Genomic DNA, 22,241 nt, shown 5'->3' on the forward strand with positions numbered 1-22,241 from the left:
TTTACAACACAAATTATTCTTATACCAATCTGATAAATATACACTTAAATAAATGATATAAAATTTTATAAAAAAACTCAAAAAAATTGTTGCGTTCTTTAAAATGTTGCGTTACATTTGCATCCGCATTTGAAGGAATGTTCTTTTATATATTGGAGAGGTGCCTGAGTGGCCGAAAGGAGCGGTTTGCTAAATCGTCGTAGGTGGAAACACTTACCCAGGGTTCGAATCCCTGTCTCTCCGCTAGTTTTACTGCAGCTTATGCGATTCTGTAAGTAATATTAATGATAATCATTTTCGGGGTGTAGCGTAGCCCGGTTATCGCGCCACGTTTGGGACGTGGAGGCCGCAGGTTCGAATCCTGCCACCCCGACTTTTATTGAATTTTTAGAGTTTTACTCTAAATGGTCGCATAGCTCAGCTGGATAGAGCACCTGCCTTCTAAGCAGGCGGTCCTAGGTTCGAATCCTAGTGCGATCACAAGAAGCCTTAACATTTATGTTGAGGCTTTTTTGTGTTTTATAATGATGTTTACTAGCTATATTTTATTCTGAATTAAAAAATAAAAAGCAAAAGAGATTATACATAAACGGATTAATGACCTTATGAAATAGAGCATCCCAATTTATAATCGGGACGGTCCTAGGTTCGAATCCTAGTGCGATCACAAGAAGCCTAACTAGAAATAGTGAGGCTTTTTTTAGTGTGGTTTCGGTACGTATTCTACAATCTATATTTTATTCACAATATCCTAAAACAAGTTCTATGTTGGACGAACAATATTTTTTATAGTTTAAAAAAATCACAGTATTTCTAAGAAATATTTATATATTTGCGCTCGCTTACCAAAAATGCGAGAGTAGCTCAGTTGGTAGAGCGTCAGCCTTCCAAGCTGAATGTCGCCGGTTCGAACCCGGTCTCTCGCTCAAAAGACTTCATCAGTTTATGAAGTCTTTTTAAATTTATAAAACACACATTAATTAATTTTATAGTGTATTAAATATAGATTTTTAAGCTTTGGGGGAGATACTCAAGCGGCCAACGAGGGCAGACTGTAAATCTGCTGACTACGTCTTCGCAGGTTCGAATCCTGCTCTCCCCACTATAATTTAAAACAAAACTTATGAAAGAACTTATTGAAAATATCCAAAGTACTTACGAATCTTTTAACTCTGATGCAGATTCACAATTAGAAAGTGGAAATAAAGCAGCAGGTACACGAGCTAGAAAAGCTTCTTTAGCTTTAGAAAAGCTTTTAAAAGAATTCCGTAAGGTTTCTGTAGCGGAATCTAAAAAATAATTACTAAAAACTCCTCTTTAAAAATAAAGAGGAGTTTTTTTTTACAAAGTAATTACTTATTAATTTCTATTCCCGTTTATACCCTAAAAGGTACTTCACTATCTATATCATCAAAATTACGTTGAGACACTAATTTATGTTCTAAAGGTTCATAGAGTTCAGATTTCATATTGCTACCATTAAATTTAGAGGTCCAATACACTAATTTTTGTAGGTTAAGGTTTCTAAAGTCTTCGGATACCTTTTCAGAAAATTCACAACCGCTAATACTTAATACTTCCAGCTGTGTTAATGATGCTAGTTCTACCGGTAAAACAACTTGTTTGAAATTGTTTATTCCTAAAACACGTAGATTTTTTAGATTGGCAATCCAAGTTGGTATTTTTTCCTCTTTATGATGTGCTCTGATAAAAAGCGTTTCTAAATTCAACTCAGAAATCGATTCAGGATATTTATCTCCATTTTCATCTAACCCTTCTAACCAAAGGTGCTTTAAAGTATTCCAACGCGATATTGCTTCAATACTTTCATCACTGATGTTATTACAATGTATCAGTTTCACTGCTTCAATAGTATCAACATTTAGATTGTCTATGGTTTTAAGCGCGACACTTTGCATTCTTAATTTTTTAAGCTTCGGTAAAGTTACAGCAGGAAAAGCATTAAAACCTTTGGCTTCAAATACCCCTAAAAACTCAAGGTTTGGTGTATGTGTTAATAAATGCTCTAAAGCTTCGGTACTTCCATTATAATCATCAATTCGTAATACTTTTAGATTCGGGTGTTTAAAAACGGTTAATGCATTGTTATGTTCTGGATTGTCTTTCTTAAACGTAATCGTGAGCGTTTTTAAATTCACGAAGTTTTTAAGTAAACTTCCTAATTGACTCACATCACTGGTAAAATCAAACGATTCAATTTTTTCTGGATACCTAAATTTTTCAAAATCTAATACATTATTTACATCATCATTTCTATGTCCTAAATCAAATTTAGCAGCACCAATTACCGTATAAAATTCTTGTAAATTAAGTATTGGTGTGGCCTTAACTTCCAAATGAGACACATCAAACTGTTCTGTTCCTGCTTTTATGCCTTTAATTTCTGAAATAGTTAAATTGGTAATATGTTTAGGTAAATGGTCGGTGTCTACAACTAAAGCACTCGCATTTTTAATGGTCAGGTTTTCTAACTGCGTTATTTTTGAAAACACATTAGGAAAAATTCTAACAGCTAATTTTATATCTTTAGTATGCCACTCTTTAAATCTGTATAATTCTACATTTTTAAGTTTTGTACATTGCTCAATACCTTCAAAAAGCCAATCTAATTTATGCTCTAGTTTGTAATGAAGCGTAGTTAGATTCTTAAATACAGCTAATGATGTTTTATGCGGAATTTCTGGTGCTTCACAATCTACTGTAATCGTCTTTAAATTAGGAAAAAACGAAGCATTGTCTAACACAAAGTTCAGAAGTTTAGGCGAATCTATTCCTATAGACTCTCGCAGACTAACTTCCGTCATTGGTGCAATATTTATATAACTATTCCCAATTTTGGTCACTAATTTAGGTCTAGACTCATCTCCAAAAAATAAGGTAGATGATATGGAATCTATCTTAGGGGCATGAAGTTCAAAAAGTTCTAATTTTGGTAAATCTTCAAAACCATATGGTAAGCTAGCTATGCTTTTAGATAAAACCTGAAACTCTTTTAGTTTCTTTAAATGGCTAACATCTCTAGGTAATGCTGTTAATTCATTTAAGTAAAACAATTCTATACGTTTTAAAGATGCAGGAAACACGACTTGAGACAGGTCTTGCACGCCTACATAACGTAGTTTGAATACTTTTAATTCAGTAAGGTTTGTTAGCCAATTAAAATCGGTTAGATTCATATTAGGAATAATTTTTCCAATCCAATAATCACCTTCAATACGTATTTTTTTTAAGGCTGTTAACTGAGACATTGTACTTGGAAACTTTTTTAAAGAAGGCGCAACAAGCTTTAGTTTTTTTAAATTTGATAAATTACCAAAATCTTCTGGTAGCTGTTCATAATCACCTTCTAGATCTATTTCTTCTAAAGACGTTAATTTTGATATCTCTTTAATAATACTATCATATTTATTGCCTTGTCGTTTTAAATGGATTTCTAAACTTTTTACGCCGTTAAATCGGCTTAATATATGTGGATGTTCTAACAAGCGATCTAAAAAATCTGTCGAAGAATGAAAAAACCATAGTTCTGATGCTCCACCAATTAGGTTATATAATTTAAGAAGGTCTAAGTCTTCAGATAGCAATCCATATTCTAAAATAGAAATCATTCTGGCTACGCGCTTTCCTTTTTGTGTTATTTTTTTTCGACTTTTAAAAGCTAATTGCAAAGCTTCTGGGGCTTGTTTTTTTATGATGTTAGCACACTCTGTTCTATTTTTTTTATTAGATGTTGCTTTTGCAATCACAAAAATTTCATAATAAAAATCCTCTGGAAAGTTTTTACACTTTTTAATGTCTTCATAATATTCATCCATTGTATAAAACTTGAAAACAGGTGTTTCTACTGGTTTTGTCATAGTAATCGTTAATTTTTAAAGTATAAATTTCTTTTTGAAACAGTTTTTTTGAATTGCGGTAGGTTGTGCTTTAATTTCTTTAACAGTACAGATTATATTTTTCATCTCTGTTATCAAAATCCTCTTTTAATATTTTATTTCCAGCTAATGCGTAAAATTTAGAGGATTTCATATTGTTTCCATTAAATTTTGAATACCTGTAAATTAAATCCTCTAAATTCAGATTCTTAAATTTATCAGAGACTTGTTCTGTAAAATCACAGCCTCTGATACTCATTATTTTTAATTGGGTTAATTCGGCTAATTCTTCTGGTAATGGACAATAAAACTGTTCTATTCCTAGAACTCGTAAGGATTTCATTCTGCCTATCCATTTTGGTATTTGTCTTTTAGTTAAAAATCCATCAATAAAAAAGGTGTCTAAATTTAAGTCTGCAATGGTCTCTGGGTAGGTTTCAAGATCTTTACTAATGTGTTCTAACCAAAGAAACTTAAGCGTTTTCCAATGCGATGCCGTAACCATAGCATTGTAACCAAAATTGTCACAGAATAAAACTTTAAAAAGTTCTATGTTGGGCACTGTTAAGTTTTCTATAGACTGTATATCATCGCTATAAAATAATTTCAGTGTTTTTAGTTTGTTTAAAGTAACTTTAGGTAAGTCGGCAAGTCCTACACAATCGTAAATTTCTAAAAATTCTAGATGAGGCGTATGCTCTAATAATAATTTAATAACACTAGTGTCACCATTAAAATTTTTAATGGTTAAGTTTTTTAAATTATGGTGTGTATAAGCGGTTAAACCATTGTTTTGTTCGGCATTATCTTTATTAAAATCAATGGTTAGTGTTTGTAAATTACAAAGTGCTTTTAATGCCTTATCTAAGCCTTTTACATTACTATTAAATATGAAATTTTTAATGTTTTCAGGGTCTTTAAAATTATCAAAATCTAGAATCTCATTTTTAACTCTATTTTCATCGCCTAACTTCATTTTTTTAGCACGTATTACCGAATAAAATTTTTGCAATGCGGTAATAGGTGTATCTATTACTTTTATATGATTTACCTCAAAATCTTCAACACCTGGCTCAATGACTTTTATATCTGTAATGGTAAGACTATCTGTCTTTATAGGTAAATAATCTGTATTTAAAACTAATGCTTTTGCACGGTGCACTTTTAAGGTTTGCAAATGCTCTATTCTAGAAAATGCTTGAGGGAAATTAGCAACATCAGCGTTTGTCATTTTGGCATTAGTCGCATCGTATATTCCGAAAATAAGAACGTCTTCTAGCTTTTTACATTCGTGAACACCCTCTAAAACCCATTCTAAATGATGTGCTAATCTATACTTAAGATTTTTAAGTTTTTTAAATGCAGAAAGCGTATGTGCACTTCTTCTTTTTGGTGCATCACAATTAATTTCTATCTCTTTTAAATTAGTAAAAGACAAGGCATTATCTAATACAAAACTAAGAAGCTCTGGATGAGTGAAATCGATTCTTTTTAGCTTAGTTACAGGTGTTTCACCGTAAGGCATAAACTCTGTATGGAAACCTAGTAAACATTTAATATTTGGTCCAAAAATAAAAGATGCTGGAACTTTCTTTAATTTAGATAAATGAATAACTTCTAAAACCTCTAAGGTTTTAAATTCACTAACAGATGCAGGAAAGTGTTCTAGCTCCCTCATACCACTTAGCCTTAATGTTTTTAGTTTTGGTAAGTGACCAAGTGTTTCTGGTAAAGCGGTTATATTTTCTAACCTAAAAAGCTCTAATTTTTTCAAACTTGCCGGAAGCTCTACATTAGAGAGGTCTTGTACCGTAAAAGAACCTATTCTTAAATGCTTTAAACTTGTCAATTCTTTAAGCCAAGTAAAGTTAACTATGTTAGGATTAGGCTCGTCATTACCAAAAGAAAAACTCCCCCTAAACTCCAACTTTTTAAGTGTTTTTAACTTGGTTATTCCTACGGGAATCCATACCAAATTAGGTGCTGCTAGTATAAACTCTTTTAAGTTAACTAATCGTTCTAGTTCTTCTGGTATGTATTTATAATCAATTTCAAGCTCAAGTTTCTCTAATGAGGTAAGTTGCGTTATGTTGTTTACAACGTTACTAAAACCTTCTTTCTGTTTAGAAGTGTTAATTGTTAATTCTTTAATGCCATTAAACTGACTTAAAAGCCGTGGTGTTTCTATGAAAAGTTCAATAACTTCTTTACTTCTATATTCAAGCGAAAGCGTTAAACGCTTACAAACAAGTGTGTATAGTTTACAAAGGTCTAAGTCTTCTGAAAGTACACCGTACTCTAATATAGTGATCAGCTTCTTGTTAAAAGATTGAGAATCTTGTATTGTCGTTATTTTTTTTCGGCTCTTAAAGGCGAGTTGTAAAGCTTCTGGTGCCTGTTTTTTTATGATATTGGCACATTCGGTTCTAATCTGCTTGTTTTTAGTAGATTTAGCAAGTACAAAAATCTCGTAATAAAAATCTTCTGGGTAATTTTTACATCCTTTAATTTTTTCAAAAGATGTTTCGTCTTCATAAAAGTTGAAACCAAATTCGTGTTTAGCAAGTATCATAAGGCCGTTTAAGTTTATGTTACAAACCTATTTTAAATGTAGCTGTGTTTTGTCACTGTATTCTGTGATATTTGAAACCTAAAAAAAAAGCCTTTATAAAAATCACTAAATACCGTGAGTTTAAACAAACAGATTTCTTTTACCTTGCCATCAGTAATTCAGTTTGTTTAGAAAAAGACAAACCATTGTTAATGACCATAGTTAAAAATATTTAAGAGATATGATCCCTATAGAAGATGCTAGAAAACACTTGGAGAAATACGCAAAACCAGCCGTAGACCGGTTTGAATTTCGTGCGTATTCTGAGCCTTATCGTGTTTTAGCAAAAGTACTTGGTGGTATAGAAAAAGAGAAACACGTTTATTATAATCAGCACGATTTTATTGCCGCCTTTGAAGATCCATTCAATATAAATCCTTGGACCACACCAGAAGGAATGCGTTTAGGAATGCAATTATATGGTGTTATTCAAGCGCCATACTTAGCAGCAATGTGGGATTTTATAAACACCTTACCGTATCAAGATTCTTATAACAGGCAAGCCTTTAGATCGCGAGATGGCGAAGATGTTATACACAAAAAAATAGTCAGTTTTAGAGCATTTCTGAATTCTAGTAGAATGGGATTTGGTGGATTATCTTTAGTGGAACAATTTCAATACAACACGTATTTTTCTGGTAACCAAGACCTTTTTCTAGCCATTGTTTTACACAATGCAGAAGGCGCATTTGATGCCTTGCTTGACGATATTATTCAAGGAGAAGATGAGATTGGTGGCGTAAGTTCAGATATTATCAAGGCCTTATTGTATTCTGAAGAGGAGAAACATTGGGAAATGGTTGCCAAATTACTACTTGCAGCGCAACGTCAAGAAGGTTTACGCCAAACCATAATAGAAGCTTTGGATAGCTGTAGTCTTACTGCATTTAAATATATGTTACAAGTTATTATAGATAATGATCTAGCCCGTTTTAGTAGTGTAAATAGAGCGGTTTGTACCTGGTTTAATCTGAATTGGGAAACGCCTAAAAAAGCGCTTATCAATCGTATATTAACCCTTGCGCAATCTTTAATTTTTAACTTAAAAGAAGTAGATACTTATTTAAAAAGTAAAGATAATATTGAAGTGCTTGTTGGGCTTTGGGCCATTGGTATTTTAGATGTAGATACAGCCAATAGAAAAGCATTAGACATTGTATTTGACAACGACGACCGAAATAAAAAGATACTCGCGTTGTATTTTATGAGTCAAACTGATAAAACAAATGATGCGCTAGTACCTTATTTTATAGAGAATATTGGAAAAGATTACGCCTTAGACCATTGGATGGCGGTAAACTTACCAGAAACGTCTTTAGATGATACTACGTTTGAAAAATTACTTACTGTCGCTAAAAATGCTTCAGATAAAGGAAAGGTTTACGAAAGTAAAATATTCTCGTGGTGGAGTTTTATCCCAAGGTCAGACTATTTCTTCAATTTTATAATGAATAGTGCTACGGAAGCACAATTAGAATTAATGGCACCTGATTTTGAAGACTTTCCTTCAGAATTTAGAGAGGCTTATTTTAGAAAAGTATTTCCTAAAAACTACAGCTATTCGTTATACTACAACAAAGAACAAATAAAGCACAAAGTAGAATTAAATTACGATAAGAATTCTTGGAAACGCGCTTTAGCAAGACGAGCCATTTATAACAGAAACGAATTGGTAATGGCTACAGGATTAAGCCTGTTCTTTAAAATGCACTTGTACGATACCGAGTTAGAGATTATTGAAGATTTATTAAGGCGAAAAAGTAAAATGTTACGGACTTCGCTAATACAGTTATTAATAAACTTACCTGTAGATACTTTACGTCATAGCACCACTAATTTAATTCAGGCTAAAAACATAGAACAACGTATAGCCGCTTTAGAAATTTTAACGATTTTACACGATAATAACAGACAGTCTAATTTTACTGAAGAGCAAATAGCACTTTATAAACAGCGCCCTAAAATCACTAAAAACGAGCAAGTTTATCTCGATAAATTTTCTGACAACACAGAAGAATATAATTACACTAACGGTTTTGGGGCTATAGATTATGATAATTTATCCCCGCTTTACATCCCACAGTCACATTTTAAAACCAAGACCAATATTTTTGATAAGCTAGGAATTTCCACTTCAGAGGCTTCTGGGTTTAAATTCAAAGATTTTATTGATGTAAAGAAAATTGTGACTCAAGTCAATCAATTAATTGATATAGTCATAGAACATCGCGACCACGAATATCAAATGTTAGCCTACGATGGTGAAATGCGTACCACGTACCTTAACAAAGGGATTCACGATATGAAAAACTTAGGGGAAGATGCTACAGCTTTAGAACAACTGCATAGTTTACCTCTAGCCGACCTTTGGATTTCTTGGTATGAAAAAAGCAAGCTTAACGATTTTGAAATGTATTCGGTCATTCGCTACATCAATAACAGAGAAGCCCCTTTTGGAGCCTACACGATTCTTCAGCCTTATTTACAACAATATTATCCAGATTTGTCTGGTTTAAATTTAGGAGAAACACAAAGTTATTATTCTAAATCTAAAACCTACAACAAAATTCTAAAGCGTTTGTTTAGAGCATTCGCAGATGATAAAATGGTGGGTGATTTTAAGTTTAAGCTATATGAGGATATGATTGCTAATTTTCCAGAAAAATACAAACTCACTCAATATCAAGAGAAAAGTAGCTATTACAGTACCGTAACTTATAATTGGACAAGCATAGTACAAGCAAATACACCTAATTTTGGTTTAGATAATCTAGAGCAACTAACTAACGAGCAACTGTATAAATATTGGGCAATTCAAATGTATTTATCGGCTCAAAATATGGAACATCCTAGTGAGGCCACTACCATTAAAGTGCTTACCGAAGAGAATATCAATAAGAGAACGTTAAAGTTTCCAGAGGTAGAAGTTACCCTAAAATTATACAGATACGGTTTAATAAATGATGACGATTTATTATTCCAATCGCTGAACAATCATTCTATAATGAGCATTATGGATGGTGGTTTTAATTACAGAATGAACTTTAATAAAGGATTAAAACGTAATAGCATCCCAAAACACGTTTTTCTACCTTTAAAAACCAACCTTTTAGAAACAGAATTAGAACGTGGTGATTTAGCAACACCGGCTTCTGGCTATATTAGTAGTATTCATCGTGTAGAAGGAGTAGATTATGTGTTTCGCATTTTAGAACGTTTAGGAAAAGATACGTTTGAGCGTGGTTATAGTTATTACGGCGACAGTAAAAAATCAAAATTCAGTACAATTCTTAAACGAACGGCCTTTAAAGATACAGAATCTTATGCCGATTTTGCCAAACTAGCCGATGCTTCTAAAGTAAGTAAAAAACGCTTGATAGAATTAGCATGTTACGCCACACAATGGGCCAATGTTGTGGGTGAATATTTAAAAATTGAAAATCTAGAAAATGCCGTTTGGTGGTTTCAAGCGCACGCTTCAGAATATATGAATAGCGAAAAAGAAACCATTATCGCGCGTTATTCTAACATTCCTAAAAACGACTTTGCACTTGGTGCCATAGATATCGATTGGTTTAATAAAGTGTACAAAAATTTAGGAAAAACTAATTGGAAACTGCTTCACGATGCCGCCAAATATATTACCGATGGTAATGGGCATAGACAAGTAAAACTCTATTCTAGCGTGATGCTTGGTGAAGTTAAAATCACCGAAACACTAAAGAAAATTAAAGACAAACGTGATAAAGATTACGTGCGCGCTTTAGGTTTAATTCCGTTAAGTAAAACCGTACCAGAAAAAGATTTATTAAAACGTTACAACCTGTTGCAAACCTTTTTAAAAGAAAGCAAACAATTTGGAGCGCAACGTCAAGAAAGTGAAGCTACCGCTGTAGAAATTGCATTAGACAATTTATCTCGTAATGCAGGGTATAAAGACCGCGTGCGTTTCAGTTGGGCAATGGAGGCCAAAGGCACACAAGCCATTATGGAAAACGCGGTAGTCACTATAGATGAAACAGTTATAGAACTTGGTATTACAGACTTAGGTAAAACCACAATTAAAGTGACCAAAGCCGGTAAAACTCTAAAAAACATACCAGCAAAACTGCGTAAAGACAAGCAAGTCGTCGCTTTAAAAGAAAATAAAAACTACCTATCTAAACAATACAGCAGAACGCGTTTATCATTAGAAAACGCAATGGTTAATGAAGATGAATTTGCGGCTAAAGAAATTCACGAGTTAATGCAACATCCTATTGTAAAAGCCATGTTGCAAAACTTAGTATTGTATGTGCCAGAAAAAGAAATTTCCGGTTTTTACAACAATGGCACCTTGGTAGATACCGATGGTAAAGTACAAGCATTGGCAGAAGACGATGTGTTGCTTATTGCACACGCCTCTCATCTACACCAATCGGTTGCTTGGGATTTGTATCAGAAATATGTGTTTGCAGAGCGCATTACCCAACCCTTTAAACAAATTTTTAGAGAGCTGTATTTAATCACTAATGACGAGCGTGAGCATAGTAACAGGTCTGAGCGTTACCAAGGGCATCAAATTCAACCTAAAAAAACGATTGCTTTATTACGTGGTCGTGGTTGGACGGTGAGTATGGAGGACGGCTTACAAAAAGTATATCACAAGCAAGGTTTTATTGCTACAATGTACGCTATGGCAGATTGGTTTTCACCATCAGACACAGAAGCACCAACTTTAGAAGTGATTCAATTTCACGCTATAGATAGCTATAAAAACATTCCACTTACAGAGATTCCGCCAGTAATTTTTAGCGAAATTTTGCGAGACATTGATTTGGTAGTTAGCGTTGCGCACGTTGGTGGTGTAGACCCAGAAGCCAGCCATAGTACAATGGAAATGCGTGCTGCCTTGGCCAAAGCTTCGGCTCAATTATTCAAGCTTCCAAACATCACGGTTAAAGAGCGTCATATTTTTATAAAAGGAACTTTAGGCGAGTATACCATTCATTTAGGTAGTGGTTTAGTGAGCAAAAACGGATTGGCATTATCCATCATTCCGGTGCACAGTCAGCATCGCGGACGTATGTTCTTGCCATTTGTAGACGAAGATCCAAAATCGGCAGAAATTATTTCTAAAATGAAATTACTTGCAGAAGATAACAAAATCCAAGATCCAACGATTTTGGCACAAATTAATAGTTAATAATAGTATTAGGGCGTTACCTCGCTTAGGCGAGGTCGGGCTTTCTGTTACAAGTCCTCGTGCTATCGCACTGTGGGCTTTCCACGGCAATCCCTAACGCAAAAAAAATCCGTATACCAATGGAACTGACATTACAACTTAAAAGACTAGGAAAGAAAAAAGTAAAAGAAGTGCCTTTTACCTTAGAATCGCATCCTAAAAACTTAGAAGAATTATTAATTGGCTGTGTCAACCATCAAGTAGAGGCGTATAATAAAAAACGAACCGAAGTAAACGTCATCGGATTTTTAAGTCCAGCCGAAATACAAGAACAAGCCCAAAGGGGTAAAGTTGATTTTGGAGAGATTTCCAACACAACACTAGCCAATTATCAAGAAGCTATAGACAATGTCTTGCTAGCCTTTAAAGACGGATTATTCGTGGTTTTTGTAAACGATGATGAAATCACCGATTTAAAAGCACCGCTACAACTTACGTCTAATAGTGTCGTTGCCTTTATCAGACTTACATTTTTAGTCGGCACCTATTGGTAAATTGTAGCTATGAAAACCTTTGAACAAGACTTAGCAGAACAAATCATGAATGAGCATTCGGTTTGGGCAGCATTATTAGCCAATACCAATTTGGGGAATTATGCTTCAAGCTTATGGAACGTCACTCTAAAACCAGAAGATGTTACCATAAATAGTGATGATAAAACATTCACATTTCAACACGCTAATTTTCAATTTGATGTCGAAGCTGGATTATCTTTTGGTGATGACCATTCCCAATACACAAAACAGGTTTCCGGACACGGCACGTTTCAATCTAAAGATTCCAAAACTATTGAACTTAAAACTTTAAATACAGATAAAATCACAACCATTAAATAAACAAATTCAAAATATAAACATCATGAAAAATTATTCAAACGCCATTATTTTTGGAATAGCCATCGTTGCATCTTCCATTTTCTTAGGAAAAGCCTATACCGACCGAAATAAAAAAGACGGTGAAATTCAAGTTACAGGCCTAGGAAAAACAGATTTCTCTTCCGATTTAATTGTTTGGGAAGGGAGTTTTGGTTCTACAAGTATAGATTTAAAACAAGCTTATATCTCTCTAGAGGAGAATAAAAGTATTATAAATACCTATTTACAAAAGAAAGGAATTCCATCTGAAGAGATTGTCTATTCTGCTGTGCAAACCCGACAAAAAACCAAGCAATTATACACTATTAATGGTGATTATGCAGGCGAGGAATTTGTGGGTTATGAATTAACCCAGTCTTTAGAAATTAAATCTGAGGACGTCGATAAAATAGAGAAAGTCTCTAGAGAGATCACCGAATTATTAAATCAAGGTGTTCAGTTCTATTCGCAAGCACCACGCTATTATTACACCAAATTAGCTGACCTTAAAATTGAAATGATTTCTAAAGCGACCGAAGACGCGAGATTACGTGCCGAAAAAATTGCAGAGTTTTCAGGAGGCGAATTGAGCGATTTAGAATCGGCTAAAATGGGAATCTTTCAAATTACAGGACAAAATTCAGGCGAAGATTATTCTTGGGGTGGTACTTTAAACACCAGTTCTAGAGAAAAAACAGCTTCTATTACTATGAAATTAGTTTACAAAGTAGACTAATCCCCTACTCGATTTATATGTTAAAAAAGGTATTCTTATCCATGAGAATACCTTTCTTTATATCTGAAATTAAATATTCAAAAAAGACCTTCAGTAGAGCGAAGTAAAACACATTACAATGGTTGAAATTATAAAAGCAAACGCCTCACATTCTAAACTCATTGTAGACATCGGAACACAAGCGTTTAGAGAGTCTCACGGACATAGTGCTTCTAAAGCCGACATAGAAACTTATATTTCTAGAACGTATAACAAGGAAGCTATCCTAGAAGAATTTAACAATGAGAAAGTCTGTTATCATCTTATTTCTTGTGATGGTGTTATTGCAGGATTTTCAAAAATTCAATTAGATACAACCAACAAAAACATAGCTGATTTAAAAATTACGAAGTTAGACCGCATCTATCTTTTAGAAGCGTTTCACGGCAAACAAGTAGGGGCTAAATTGTTTCAATTTACTATTGAACTATCAAAAAAACAGCATCAGAATGGCATTTGGCTTGCGGTTTGGACAGAAAACCAAAAGGCTGTAAAATTTTATCAGACCATGGGCTTTAAAATTGTAGGCGCTTTTGATTTTAAAATATCGGAGACGCATAGCAATCCTAATCATATTATGTATTTAGAATATTAAAACAATGAAAAGCGCAGGTCTTGAAACGACAACGGATAATTCTTCAAAAGAGAAAAGTGACAAAAACACCTTCTTTGTCATCAATGTTTTTGGAGCGCAACTTTACGATAAACCTGCGTTAGATTCAAAATTGATAAAACGCATAACCGTTGGAGATAAAATTGTTGCAGAGCACATTCTTGAAACCAAACAATCCATACACATTGGTGAAGGCTTTCGACTTCATGGACATTTTATTAAAGTAAAACATCAAGGCTGTTCTGGCTTTATTCACAGTTCAGACTTGACAACTTTTAGACCTCAATTAGAACAGGTATACGATAGCGTTTTTATTCCTGATTTTAAAGGAAAACTAATACATAAAACAACGGATAAAAGAATTGAAAATTTTAACAATAAGCCTTTTGAAATTGAGGAAGATATAACCACCTATGAGCATATCGTTCATACCTATACCGATTTTAATGATTGTTTTGAGAACACGTATCTATATAAAGACATGAGATTGCATGAAGTCTATCACCAATTACCTGTGCATAATCCTAAAATTGATATCACTTCAAAAGGAAATTTTATTCTCATGCCTAAGTTTATAGAAAAGAAAGACAACCAATACCTATTTAAAGGAGTAGGCATCACACGCAGTGTGGCAATAAGTAAAAATAAAGATGGCCTGTTTTTAATTTCGTCATTAGACTGTCCGTAAATATCGTCAGCACCAAACATGCTAATTGTCAGATATAATTAAGCTGTTCTTATTCGTAAGAACAGCTTTTCTTTTTCAATAAATTAAATAAAAACATCCTGTTTAGATAAACCACTAAATCTCATAATGGCTGAAAACAGTGATAAAAAAAAAGAAGTGTTGCTCTAATTTTGTATGAAACAAAAAACATTCAATATTATGAGTAATACCATTCACGGACCAGAAAAAACACCTGAAGAAATAGCTAAAATAGTAGAGCAAACTGAAAATAGCGATAAAAAAATCTATCCTATTTTAAAACCTGGCGACTGGGTTGGATTAAAAGCAGGCGCATTGAGTTCAACTTTAATTCCGTCTGAAGATGGTGCTGAAGTTGTAATTGGTTACGGTATGGATACACCTGACAACTTTGTGTTTTTAACCAAACAGCATTTAGAAACTATGGATGCTAAACAAATTACGCAAGAAGCCTTCACCAATTTAGAGAACTGCGATCCAGGATTAGAATTTGTTGGAGCATTAGATAATAAAGCCGTTGGTGCTAACGGAAACGACTTTTCTAGTGAAGCCATTCTTTCTAGAACGCATATGCTAAAAGCACATGCTATGTTAGACGCTGAAGAATTACTAGTATCTATCCCTAGAAGAACTTGTATGACTATTATTTCTAGACAAGCAGATGAAGACACTATTAATAAGTTTGCTTTTTTGCACAACCATACTTGGCAAGATGATAGTTTTGGTAACGCACCTATTACAAATTCATTTTTTATTGTAAAAGACGGTAGTATTGTAGGACATATTCCTTTATAATTTCTAGAATTTATTAAAACCATAATTACCGATGTACAAGCATCGGTAATTATTTTAAACCTTAAACACACAACAATTGAAAAATCTAGATTTCAGTATTAACGGTAGAGTACAAAATTTAATGGTAGATGTTTTTGAGTCGGTGAGCGCTTCCAAGGAAACCGAAGTTAAAATCAATGAACTTTTAGATACAAGAAGCATTTTTGAGCTCGTCTTCGACATTGTGAATGCATCAGGATTTTACAACCAAGATGAAAATTTCAATCTTATTAAAGCTTTAAATATAGATACCAATGGGGCTAATTTTGAAGATGCTTTGTTTGCTACCTGGGTAACTATGGGTGAAAACCTTAACACGGCTAAAACACAAGAAGAATTTAATGCAAAATTTGCTTTGTTTGTGCCTATTATTTTAAAACGTATGGAAGCAATTAACCGTATGTCGGCTTAATATCTTTTCACATTACCTAAATTCTTTTTAACCTAAGAATAACTAACGCTTTAGATTATAACTTTATACAATGATTCTAAACCCTTCCAACCTTACTAGATATTACAAGCAATTACAGACGCAACCCAATTATCCAAAAGCTTATTTATATGAGCTTTTTGCTATTGGTAAAACGTCTAGAGATGAAATTATTGTTTCAGAAATTACTAAAACTATAGAGCAATATGGTACAGCAGAGATTATTGCGGCTTTTAAAACCCGTAATAAATTGCCTGAAGATGGTGAAAATTCAGGAGAAATCTTAGAGACCTTGCTTAAGTATGGACTTAAAGACCCATTATTTCCCATAGGTAAAATCTACAACGCTTTTCAATTTTCTTTGCTTTCTATTAGAACAAAAAGTATTGCAGAAACACTAGAAAAGCAACCCGATCTTATTTCGCGTTTAAACGGTGTTACCAGACTAAAAATAGCCAATGTATTTACTAATGGTTTGCCAAGAGAAATTTGTGATATTACTTCTTTAACGGCTTTAGAAATTAAAGGCGATTACCAAGCATTACCCGTTTCCATAGGGAATTTACAACTACTAGAAAGTGTTACTCTAGAATTACCAAAACTCGCTTCCTTTCCTGAATCGTTTTGGTCTTTAAAAAACATAAAAGAACTAGAATTAAGCGACATAGAAACAGATTTCCAAGCGTCGCTTCAGCTAGAAAAACTCACAAAACTAGAAGAATTAGGCTTCTACGTCGTCAATTTAAAAGACACTTCTCAATTACAACTTCCTACAAGTTTAAAAGAATTAGATTTTATAAGATTAGAACACTTAACAAATCTTCCTAAAAGTATTGCTACACTCGTAAACCTTGAAAAGTTTAATTTATTTAAATGTCCACTGTTAGTTGAAATACCAAAGGTCTTTCACAATTTAAACAAGCTTTTTGTTCTTAAGTTTAAAGCAATTCCTCTAATTAAAACCATTGAAGACAATCAAATATTTACCAAGAGCTGTGAATACATCACTTTAGATGATAGTTTACAAATTGTACCAGGAAATACGGTCATTCCAAATACTGAATTATTAATCAGAGATACTAAAACCTTAAATTACGTATTATCTCATCCTGAACGCTTTACCTCTTTAGAAAAAATAATAATTCAATATATCACAGATTTTTCTGAAGTCACACTCGGTTTCGGACAATTAACAACACTTAAAGCTATCGATATTCATCAAGGAATTCATATGGAAACCTTGTTTCAAGATATTGAAAAATGTACGCAATTACGCTATTTAAAAATGTACGGCGCCAGTATAGATAGTATTCCTGAAGGTTTAAAAGACTTGGAATATTTAGAGTATTTAAGTTTTAATAGTTGTCGTGAATTGGTATTAAATGCTGCTAATTTACCTTCTAAAATAAAAGAATTATACCTATTTGATATTAAAGCCTATGTTCCTGCTGAAAAATTACTTGAAACAGAACAGGCTTATTTTGGGAATTTAGCTATTGAAGAACCTAAGGTTTTATTTAGCAACTTAATAACTAAATCGCTTCATTTTTCGGGTATTAATGAATGCGAAAATACGCAAGAAGATTTAACGCAATACTTACCAAAACCAAAACTATTAACCACACTAAAAGCTTATACCAATACCGGTCATTTTAAAGATGTACTTCTCTATTGTATAAACTTAGAGCATTTACATTTAGATAATAATGAAGCTAGTCTTGTGCCTTTAACGTCTAAACCTGCGCCTCAATTAAAATATTTTAAATTAGATTTTTATAAAGGCGACAACTTAGAATCTATTATTAAAAATATGCCCAATTTAGAGGGCTTAAATATGGCACATTATGACGTTTCAACTACGTTTCCTAAAGTAACGTTGCCGAATTTAAAAGCTTTAGATTTAAGTTATACCACTTTTGAAAGTCTTGAAACTTTAGAAGCACCTGTTTTAGAATCTTTATACATCGCTTTAAGTTATCAATTTGGAATGGAAGGCTACTCAAAATTAAATCAGTTTAAAGCCTTGAAAAAATTAAGTTTTAGAGGCATTAGTGACGAGGTAAATAGTATTCCGGAGCGTATTTCAGAATTAAAACTAACCGAGTTTTTAATCAACCATAAATTTGAAGTGTTGCCAGAATTCATTCAGCATATGACCACTTTAAAAACCTTATCCTTAGGCGGAAATGACTTTGTAGATTTACCAACTTGGATAGCCGATTTACCTCATTTAGAACGTTTAGATATTGATGGTTGTAAGTTTGAAAATGCCGTGCCAGAATACTTTCAGAAACTAAAACTGAAAGAACTAAAATATTACATCTCTGGTTTTGATGGATATAATATGAATCAAAAAAAATACAACAACTTAATAACACCAGGTTATACGGAGTTGAAAAAAGAATTCAGTAAAGAAGCAAATGTATAATTTTTGATGCTATTTAGTATTTAAACCAAAACTATGAACATAGAAAAATTAATTAGAACTCGAGAGCCTTACCAAGAAAAATTATTTGACAGTTTTTTAATCGAAAACATAAAGTCGTACGAAGAACTTATGGACGTTTATCAAACCTATAAACAAAATCATCCTGACAAAACCATAATCCTAACGCTTGATGATTTAGGTCAAGCCGAATATACTAGCGGTCATGCTTGTGATTACAATTCTCTGCTAGATACAGACGGTTATGATTTATCTGGACTCGATGAAGCTTGTTATGATGAAGATGACGAGCATTTGGGGCACCTTTCTACACCTTCTGAATATTTTATTATCCGAGAAAACTTTTTGAAACAAACAAAAGGTATTGATTTTAAAACCATTTGTGAAAAAGGCATAGACAATTCTGATGACGATGTTTTAGATTTAGAAAACATTAATGAATCTCCATTGGCTTTTTTAGACCAACAGGTGATTCTTAAAATTCTTCCTGTTGATAAACCATACGAAGGACTTACTGGCTTTCCGAATGGATATTTTGATGCCGACTTCAGTCCTTTTGAAAATTATGCGTTATCAAAACACCTCTTTGACACCTATAATCTTGAACTTTTTGGCATAGGGGCTTCTTTTTTAGGATTTATTAGAAATGAAAAATTAGAAGACAATGAATTAAAAACATTGGTAATTGACTTAGCAAAATTGTATAATACCACAGAATCAGAGTTTGAAAAATTAGCAGACATCATTAAAGATAAAAATCATTTGTTTTTAAGATATACAGAGTAATTTCAGGACTAAAAGAAAAGCAAATTAAACACGTCATAACATATAATATTCTCTATATGGAATTCATGTAAAGTTATGAGAAGTTAATATTGCCTTACCTAAAAATATAAAAGCCAAGTTTCTTCAGAAGAAAGAAACTTGGCTTTTATATTATAACTAAAATTACAATTAATTTCTGTTATATCTCGTAAGCTTAAGACTTATCGCCTTGACGCTTTACAATAATAGCTTGTAATCGTTGTTGAAGACCTTGATCTTGTTGAATTTTTGCAGCAAGAGACTCGTAATCATTTATAGAAATTCCTGTAGACTCTATACTCGCAATAACCTCTTTTTCAATTTCAGGTTGCATTTTTTCTAATTTACTTGTTGCATTTCCATGCTTTTCTTTTTCAGCTTCCGTAGCATCCGATTCTTTATTTGGATCCATAACCGCCTGTTGAATTTCATTAAAGCGCTCTACCTCTAGACCTTCTTCTTTAATTACGGCTATCATTTTCTGTTGGGATTTCTGATTTTGAATTTGAACCTCTGTAAAGGCATCAGCAAATTGTCCCAATTCCTTATCAGAAACGTCTTGTTCTTGAGCAAAAAGACTCATCGATCCCACAATAAAGGCGAATAGAAATAAACTTTTGTTTTTCAGTGATTTAATCATAGTAATTGTTTTATAAGATTTACTCAAACTTATAAGTTATATTATATACCAACAATTAAAACGTCGGTCTTAACGTTACTTTATAATAATTTAAGGCTTTTTAAGAAACCTTTAATAGGCAAAATATTTTGTAAGAATATTACTTTAAACTATAAGGCGCATCGGGAATTTAGTATCATAAATAAAATCTCCCTTAAAGAACTATTAGGGTTTAGTACTCACACTGTTGTCAAAGCTGTTAAGTATTAATACATCAAAAAGTCCAATGACATGGCGTTATTGGACTTTCTTAAATTGAGTAACAGTATTTTTATTCTTAAGGCTTATTCTGCTGAATAGGCTTTAATTAATTTGTGTAACGTCATTTTGGTTTTAAATAAACCTCCATCATCGTGACGAAAAATATAAAGTGTTTTACCATCGTGTCTATCAACAAATAACAAATCCCCTTCTGAATTTTTACCAATAGTGATGCTCGCAGATAACATTAAAGTAGACCATTGTTTTCCTTTTTGGTCGTACATCGTAGATCCCATAATATCATTTAATGTAATGGCATGAGCTCTTAAGGCACGAGCTTCACTCACTTCCATACCATCAATATTTGTTAAGGAAATCATTTTCTCAAAACTAAATAGTTTAAAATCTTCATCTTCTACAGTAACTGTTCTCGGTTTTTCTGAAATGAAATCTCTATAATTTTTTCTAAACAAGTTCTTAGCAAGATCAATGCTTTCTATAATAAAATCTGTACTCATAATTATATTTTTTTTAATATTAGTTCTTCGTATTTTCTTTTGTTTTTGTATCTACAATTTGTAGTAATGTTGGCATTCGGTATTTACCGTGCATACGCTCTATGGCGTTACAAACCTCATCTCTATCTGTACCAATAGAAGTTACATACAATGGTTTTTTACTTTCGCCACGACACACTTCCTTAAATACAGACGTTTTAGACACAAACTCAGATTTCGCAATTCCAACAACCGGAATTTTATGGTCTAAAGCTTGGTACAAATAGCCCCCTAAACCCAAATGTTTTTCTTCTAGAATCACGTAACCATCAACGATAATTAAGTCTACCTCCTCTAAATTCACTTGTTTAAGCAGACTTAAAATACACGGCAATTCGCGCTTATAAAAGGAACCAGGTTCGTACGGTTCTACACCTTCAATAATATCAGTGTAAATTTTTATTGGTACGTCGTCTTCCCAATCGTTAAAACTTACCGCTATGGTTTTGGCTTTTCCGTCGTAATAATAAGTATCAAAAGCGAGTATCATAATTTTAGTTTAGTTTTCATTTTCCATAGCGTCATTAACTTGGAAGTTTTCAATTTGTGTGATGGTGTTTTCTAAGTTCATTTTATGACTTGGTTAAAGATTATTCTATTCTAAGTAACCTTCTCGAATAAAAGAGAATTCTTTATCCATCAGCATTTGTAAATAGGCTTCAAAACTATCTGCAATCACTTCAAACTCATTTGGATCGTGAAGATACCTCACCACTTGACCTATTTTTCCTTTATCAGAAGGACTATAGTCTATATAAAGCTGAGAGGTTCCGCCGTTATTTGTGCAATTTGCAAAATGAAGCCAATTAAGGTCTTTTGCGTGTTTTAAGAGTTTTTCATCGATGTCTACACCATCATATCCTTCATATAAATAATCTTGAAAATTATAGGGTGCATCACCTTGGTTAACTAAAATTTGCTGAGACGACAATAAATAATAATCAAGTTTAAACAGATCTGAACCCAATAAGGTTAACGCAATATCTTCATCGCCATAGGTTCTCCAATACGTGCCATCTACATACTGTAATAGATGAATTAATGCCTCAGGGATCGCAGGACAATCGGTTTTAAGCTCATTTATTTTGTCTTGAGACGCACCGTGTTTTACGCTTTCAAAATGATCCCAAATGGCTTTGCCCTTAGCATTATAATAAGCGTTTTTTAATCCAGAAATGTATCTGTCTACAGTGTTATTCATTCTATTGTTTTTTCAGTTATAAATTCTAATACATCGGAATTCATTACATGATCATAAGATCCATTTTGTAGTTTTAACGTATCGATATAAAAATCTGAAGATTTTATACTATAAACTTTAATATGCCCACCATTTCCTTCTTTTACCCAGTCTTGAAAACTTTTTCTCATGGTATTCTGGTTATCCCAGACATATAATTTACCTAAAGATTTTTCGATAACCCCAAACTCATTATAATGTGTTGCGTCTAAAGTACCCGTATTTACAGAACGAAAAACAAGGTCGCCATGTATAATTTTTTTATCAAAAACTAAATCCATGCTTACATCTTCCTGACAGTTAAAAAACAACCAAGAAAATGCAAGTAGGGATAGAATCACTAATAAAATGTATGTAAATGTGGTTTTCAT

General features: G+C 33.0%; 18 protein-coding genes and 5 tRNA genes. 16 read left to right on the plus strand and 7 right to left on the minus strand.

The window, feature by feature from the left end; translation table 11 throughout:
- The first annotated feature begins 154 nt into the window (after positions 1 to 154).
- From ITJ86_RS08820 to ITJ86_RS08845, 6 genes are all read left to right on the plus strand, one after another.
- A tRNA-Ser gene (locus tag ITJ86_RS08820) sits at positions 155 to 243 on the plus strand.
- A 55-nt stretch (positions 244 to 298) separates the two neighbouring features.
- Positions 299 to 373: transfer RNA gene (locus tag ITJ86_RS08825), tRNA-Pro, on the plus strand.
- A 33-nt stretch (positions 374 to 406) separates the two neighbouring features.
- A tRNA-Arg gene (locus ITJ86_RS08830) sits at positions 407 to 480 on the plus strand.
- Between the two features lie 373 nt (positions 481 to 853).
- Positions 854 to 926, plus strand: a tRNA-Gly gene (locus ITJ86_RS08835).
- A 94-nt stretch (positions 927 to 1,020) separates the two neighbouring features.
- Positions 1,021 to 1,102: transfer RNA gene (locus ITJ86_RS08840), tRNA-Tyr, on the plus strand.
- 21 nt (positions 1,103 to 1,123) lie between these two features.
- Positions 1,124 to 1,300 (plus strand): histone H1, encoded by a 177-nt coding sequence (locus ITJ86_RS08845; protein WP_195871274.1) that lies wholly within the window; start codon positions 1,124 to 1,126, stop codon positions 1,298 to 1,300.
- A 76-nt stretch (positions 1,301 to 1,376) separates the two neighbouring features.
- Here ITJ86_RS08845 and ITJ86_RS08850 read toward each other — a convergent pair whose 3' ends face one another.
- Positions 1,377 to 3,878 (minus strand): leucine-rich repeat domain-containing protein, encoded by a 2,502-nt coding sequence (locus ITJ86_RS08850; protein WP_195871275.1) that lies wholly within the window; start codon positions 3,876 to 3,878, stop codon positions 1,377 to 1,379.
- Between the two features lie 79 nt (positions 3,879 to 3,957).
- Positions 3,958 to 6,468 (minus strand): leucine-rich repeat domain-containing protein, encoded by a 2,511-nt coding sequence (locus ITJ86_RS08855; protein ID WP_195871276.1) that lies wholly within the window; start codon positions 6,466 to 6,468, stop codon positions 3,958 to 3,960.
- Between the two features lie 220 nt (positions 6,469 to 6,688).
- On the opposite strand from ITJ86_RS08855, the gene ITJ86_RS08860 reads away from it, so the two are divergent.
- The 10 genes from ITJ86_RS08860 to ITJ86_RS08905 all read left to right on the plus strand — a co-directional run bounded on the left by ITJ86_RS08860 (position 6,689) and on the right by ITJ86_RS08905 (position 19,175).
- Positions 6,689 to 11,692: a DUF4132 domain-containing protein gene (locus ITJ86_RS08860; RefSeq protein ID WP_195871277.1), complete on the plus strand. Its 5,004-nt coding sequence runs from the start codon at positions 6,689 to 6,691 to the stop codon at positions 11,690 to 11,692.
- A 119-nt stretch (positions 11,693 to 11,811) separates the two neighbouring features.
- Positions 11,812 to 12,225 (plus strand): hypothetical protein, encoded by a 414-nt coding sequence (locus tag ITJ86_RS08865; protein ID WP_195871278.1) that lies wholly within the window; start codon positions 11,812 to 11,814, stop codon positions 12,223 to 12,225.
- Positions 12,226 to 12,234: 9 nt separating this feature from the next.
- Positions 12,235 to 12,567: a hypothetical protein gene (locus tag ITJ86_RS08870; RefSeq protein ID WP_195871279.1), complete on the plus strand. Its 333-nt coding sequence runs from the start codon at positions 12,235 to 12,237 to the stop codon at positions 12,565 to 12,567.
- A 22-nt stretch (positions 12,568 to 12,589) separates the two neighbouring features.
- On the plus strand, positions 12,590 to 13,321 hold the full coding sequence (locus ITJ86_RS08875) for an SIMPL domain-containing protein (RefSeq protein WP_195871280.1): 732 nt from the start codon (positions 12,590 to 12,592) through the stop codon (positions 13,319 to 13,321).
- 118 nt (positions 13,322 to 13,439) lie between these two features.
- Positions 13,440 to 13,955 (plus strand): GNAT family N-acetyltransferase, encoded by a 516-nt coding sequence (locus ITJ86_RS08880; RefSeq protein WP_195871281.1) that lies wholly within the window; start codon positions 13,440 to 13,442, stop codon positions 13,953 to 13,955.
- A gap of 4 nt (positions 13,956 to 13,959) precedes the next feature.
- Complete coding sequence (locus tag ITJ86_RS08885; protein WP_195871282.1) at positions 13,960 to 14,661, plus strand: hypothetical protein; 702 nt, start codon at positions 13,960 to 13,962, stop codon at positions 14,659 to 14,661.
- Positions 14,662 to 14,859: 198 nt separating this feature from the next.
- Positions 14,860 to 15,474, plus strand: coding sequence for a DUF1444 family protein (locus ITJ86_RS08890; protein WP_195871283.1), 615 nt, complete (start codon positions 14,860 to 14,862; stop codon positions 15,472 to 15,474).
- Between the two features lie 76 nt (positions 15,475 to 15,550).
- Entirely contained in the window at positions 15,551 to 15,925 is a 375-nt protein-coding gene (locus tag ITJ86_RS08895) for a hypothetical protein (protein WP_230080259.1), read from the plus strand.
- 70 nt (positions 15,926 to 15,995) lie between these two features.
- On the plus strand, positions 15,996 to 18,371 hold the full coding sequence (locus ITJ86_RS08900; RefSeq protein WP_195871284.1) for a leucine-rich repeat domain-containing protein: 2,376 nt from the start codon (positions 15,996 to 15,998) through the stop codon (positions 18,369 to 18,371).
- 33 nt (positions 18,372 to 18,404) lie between these two features.
- Positions 18,405 to 19,175 (plus strand): hypothetical protein, encoded by a 771-nt coding sequence (locus ITJ86_RS08905; RefSeq protein ID WP_195871285.1) that lies wholly within the window; start codon positions 18,405 to 18,407, stop codon positions 19,173 to 19,175.
- A gap of 193 nt (positions 19,176 to 19,368) precedes the next feature.
- Here ITJ86_RS08905 and ITJ86_RS08910 read toward each other — a convergent pair whose 3' ends face one another.
- The 5 genes from ITJ86_RS08910 to ITJ86_RS08930 form a co-directional block, all read right to left on the minus strand.
- On the minus strand, positions 19,369 to 19,833 hold the full coding sequence (locus ITJ86_RS08910; protein WP_195871286.1) for a DUF4168 domain-containing protein: 465 nt from the start codon (positions 19,831 to 19,833) through the stop codon (positions 19,369 to 19,371).
- A gap of 323 nt (positions 19,834 to 20,156) precedes the next feature.
- Positions 20,157 to 20,591: a hypothetical protein gene (locus ITJ86_RS08915; RefSeq protein WP_195871287.1), complete on the minus strand. Its 435-nt coding sequence runs from the start codon at positions 20,589 to 20,591 to the stop codon at positions 20,157 to 20,159.
- 19 nt (positions 20,592 to 20,610) lie between these two features.
- Entirely contained in the window at positions 20,611 to 21,120 is a 510-nt protein-coding gene (locus ITJ86_RS08920) for an endonuclease V (protein WP_195871288.1), read from the minus strand.
- A 105-nt stretch (positions 21,121 to 21,225) separates the two neighbouring features.
- Positions 21,226 to 21,831 (minus strand): SMI1/KNR4 family protein, encoded by a 606-nt coding sequence (locus ITJ86_RS08925; protein WP_195871289.1) that lies wholly within the window; start codon positions 21,829 to 21,831, stop codon positions 21,226 to 21,228.
- On the minus strand, positions 21,828 to 22,241 hold the full coding sequence (locus ITJ86_RS08930; RefSeq protein WP_195871290.1) for a C40 family peptidase: 414 nt from the start codon (positions 22,239 to 22,241) through the stop codon (positions 21,828 to 21,830). Before ITJ86_RS08930 ends, ITJ86_RS08925 begins: the two co-directional genes overlap by 4 nt.

The sequence above is a fragment of the Winogradskyella marina genome, from assembly GCF_015645385.1.
GTDB lineage: Bacteria > Bacteroidota > Bacteroidia > Flavobacteriales > Flavobacteriaceae > Winogradskyella > Winogradskyella marina.

Excerpts from the sequence above, each read along its gene's own strand:
- ITJ86_RS08845 (WP_195871274.1), top strand. The coding sequence starts at position 1,124 with ATGAAAGAACTTATTGAAAATATCCAAAGTACTTACGAATCTTTTAAC.
- ITJ86_RS08850 (WP_195871275.1), bottom strand. The coding sequence starts at position 3,878 with ATGACAAAACCAGTAGAAACACCTGTTTTCAAGTTTTATACAATGGAT.
- ITJ86_RS08855 (WP_195871276.1), bottom strand. The coding sequence starts at position 6,468 with ATGATACTTGCTAAACACGAATTTGGTTTCAACTTTTATGAAGACGAA.
- ITJ86_RS08860 (WP_195871277.1), top strand. The coding sequence starts at position 6,689 with ATGATCCCTATAGAAGATGCTAGAAAACACTTGGAGAAATACGCAAAA.
- ITJ86_RS08865 (WP_195871278.1), top strand. The coding sequence starts at position 11,812 with ATGGAACTGACATTACAACTTAAAAGACTAGGAAAGAAAAAAGTAAAA.
- ITJ86_RS08870 (WP_195871279.1), top strand. The coding sequence starts at position 12,235 with ATGAAAACCTTTGAACAAGACTTAGCAGAACAAATCATGAATGAGCAT.
- ITJ86_RS08875 (WP_195871280.1), top strand. The coding sequence starts at position 12,590 with ATGAAAAATTATTCAAACGCCATTATTTTTGGAATAGCCATCGTTGCA.
- ITJ86_RS08880 (WP_195871281.1), top strand. The coding sequence starts at position 13,440 with ATGGTTGAAATTATAAAAGCAAACGCCTCACATTCTAAACTCATTGTA.
- ITJ86_RS08885 (WP_195871282.1), top strand. The coding sequence starts at position 13,960 with ATGAAAAGCGCAGGTCTTGAAACGACAACGGATAATTCTTCAAAAGAG.
- ITJ86_RS08890 (WP_195871283.1), top strand. The coding sequence starts at position 14,860 with ATGAGTAATACCATTCACGGACCAGAAAAAACACCTGAAGAAATAGCT.
- ITJ86_RS08900 (WP_195871284.1), top strand. The coding sequence starts at position 15,996 with ATGATTCTAAACCCTTCCAACCTTACTAGATATTACAAGCAATTACAG.
- ITJ86_RS08905 (WP_195871285.1), top strand. The coding sequence starts at position 18,405 with ATGAACATAGAAAAATTAATTAGAACTCGAGAGCCTTACCAAGAAAAA.
- ITJ86_RS08910 (WP_195871286.1), bottom strand. The coding sequence starts at position 19,833 with ATGATTAAATCACTGAAAAACAAAAGTTTATTTCTATTCGCCTTTATT.
- ITJ86_RS08915 (WP_195871287.1), bottom strand. The coding sequence starts at position 20,591 with ATGAGTACAGATTTTATTATAGAAAGCATTGATCTTGCTAAGAACTTG.
- ITJ86_RS08920 (WP_195871288.1), bottom strand. The coding sequence starts at position 21,120 with ATGATACTCGCTTTTGATACTTATTATTACGACGGAAAAGCCAAAACC.
- ITJ86_RS08925 (WP_195871289.1), bottom strand. The coding sequence starts at position 21,831 with ATGAATAACACTGTAGACAGATACATTTCTGGATTAAAAAACGCTTAT.
- ITJ86_RS08930 (WP_195871290.1), bottom strand. The coding sequence starts at position 22,241 with ATGAAAACCACATTTACATACATTTTATTAGTGATTCTATCCCTACTT.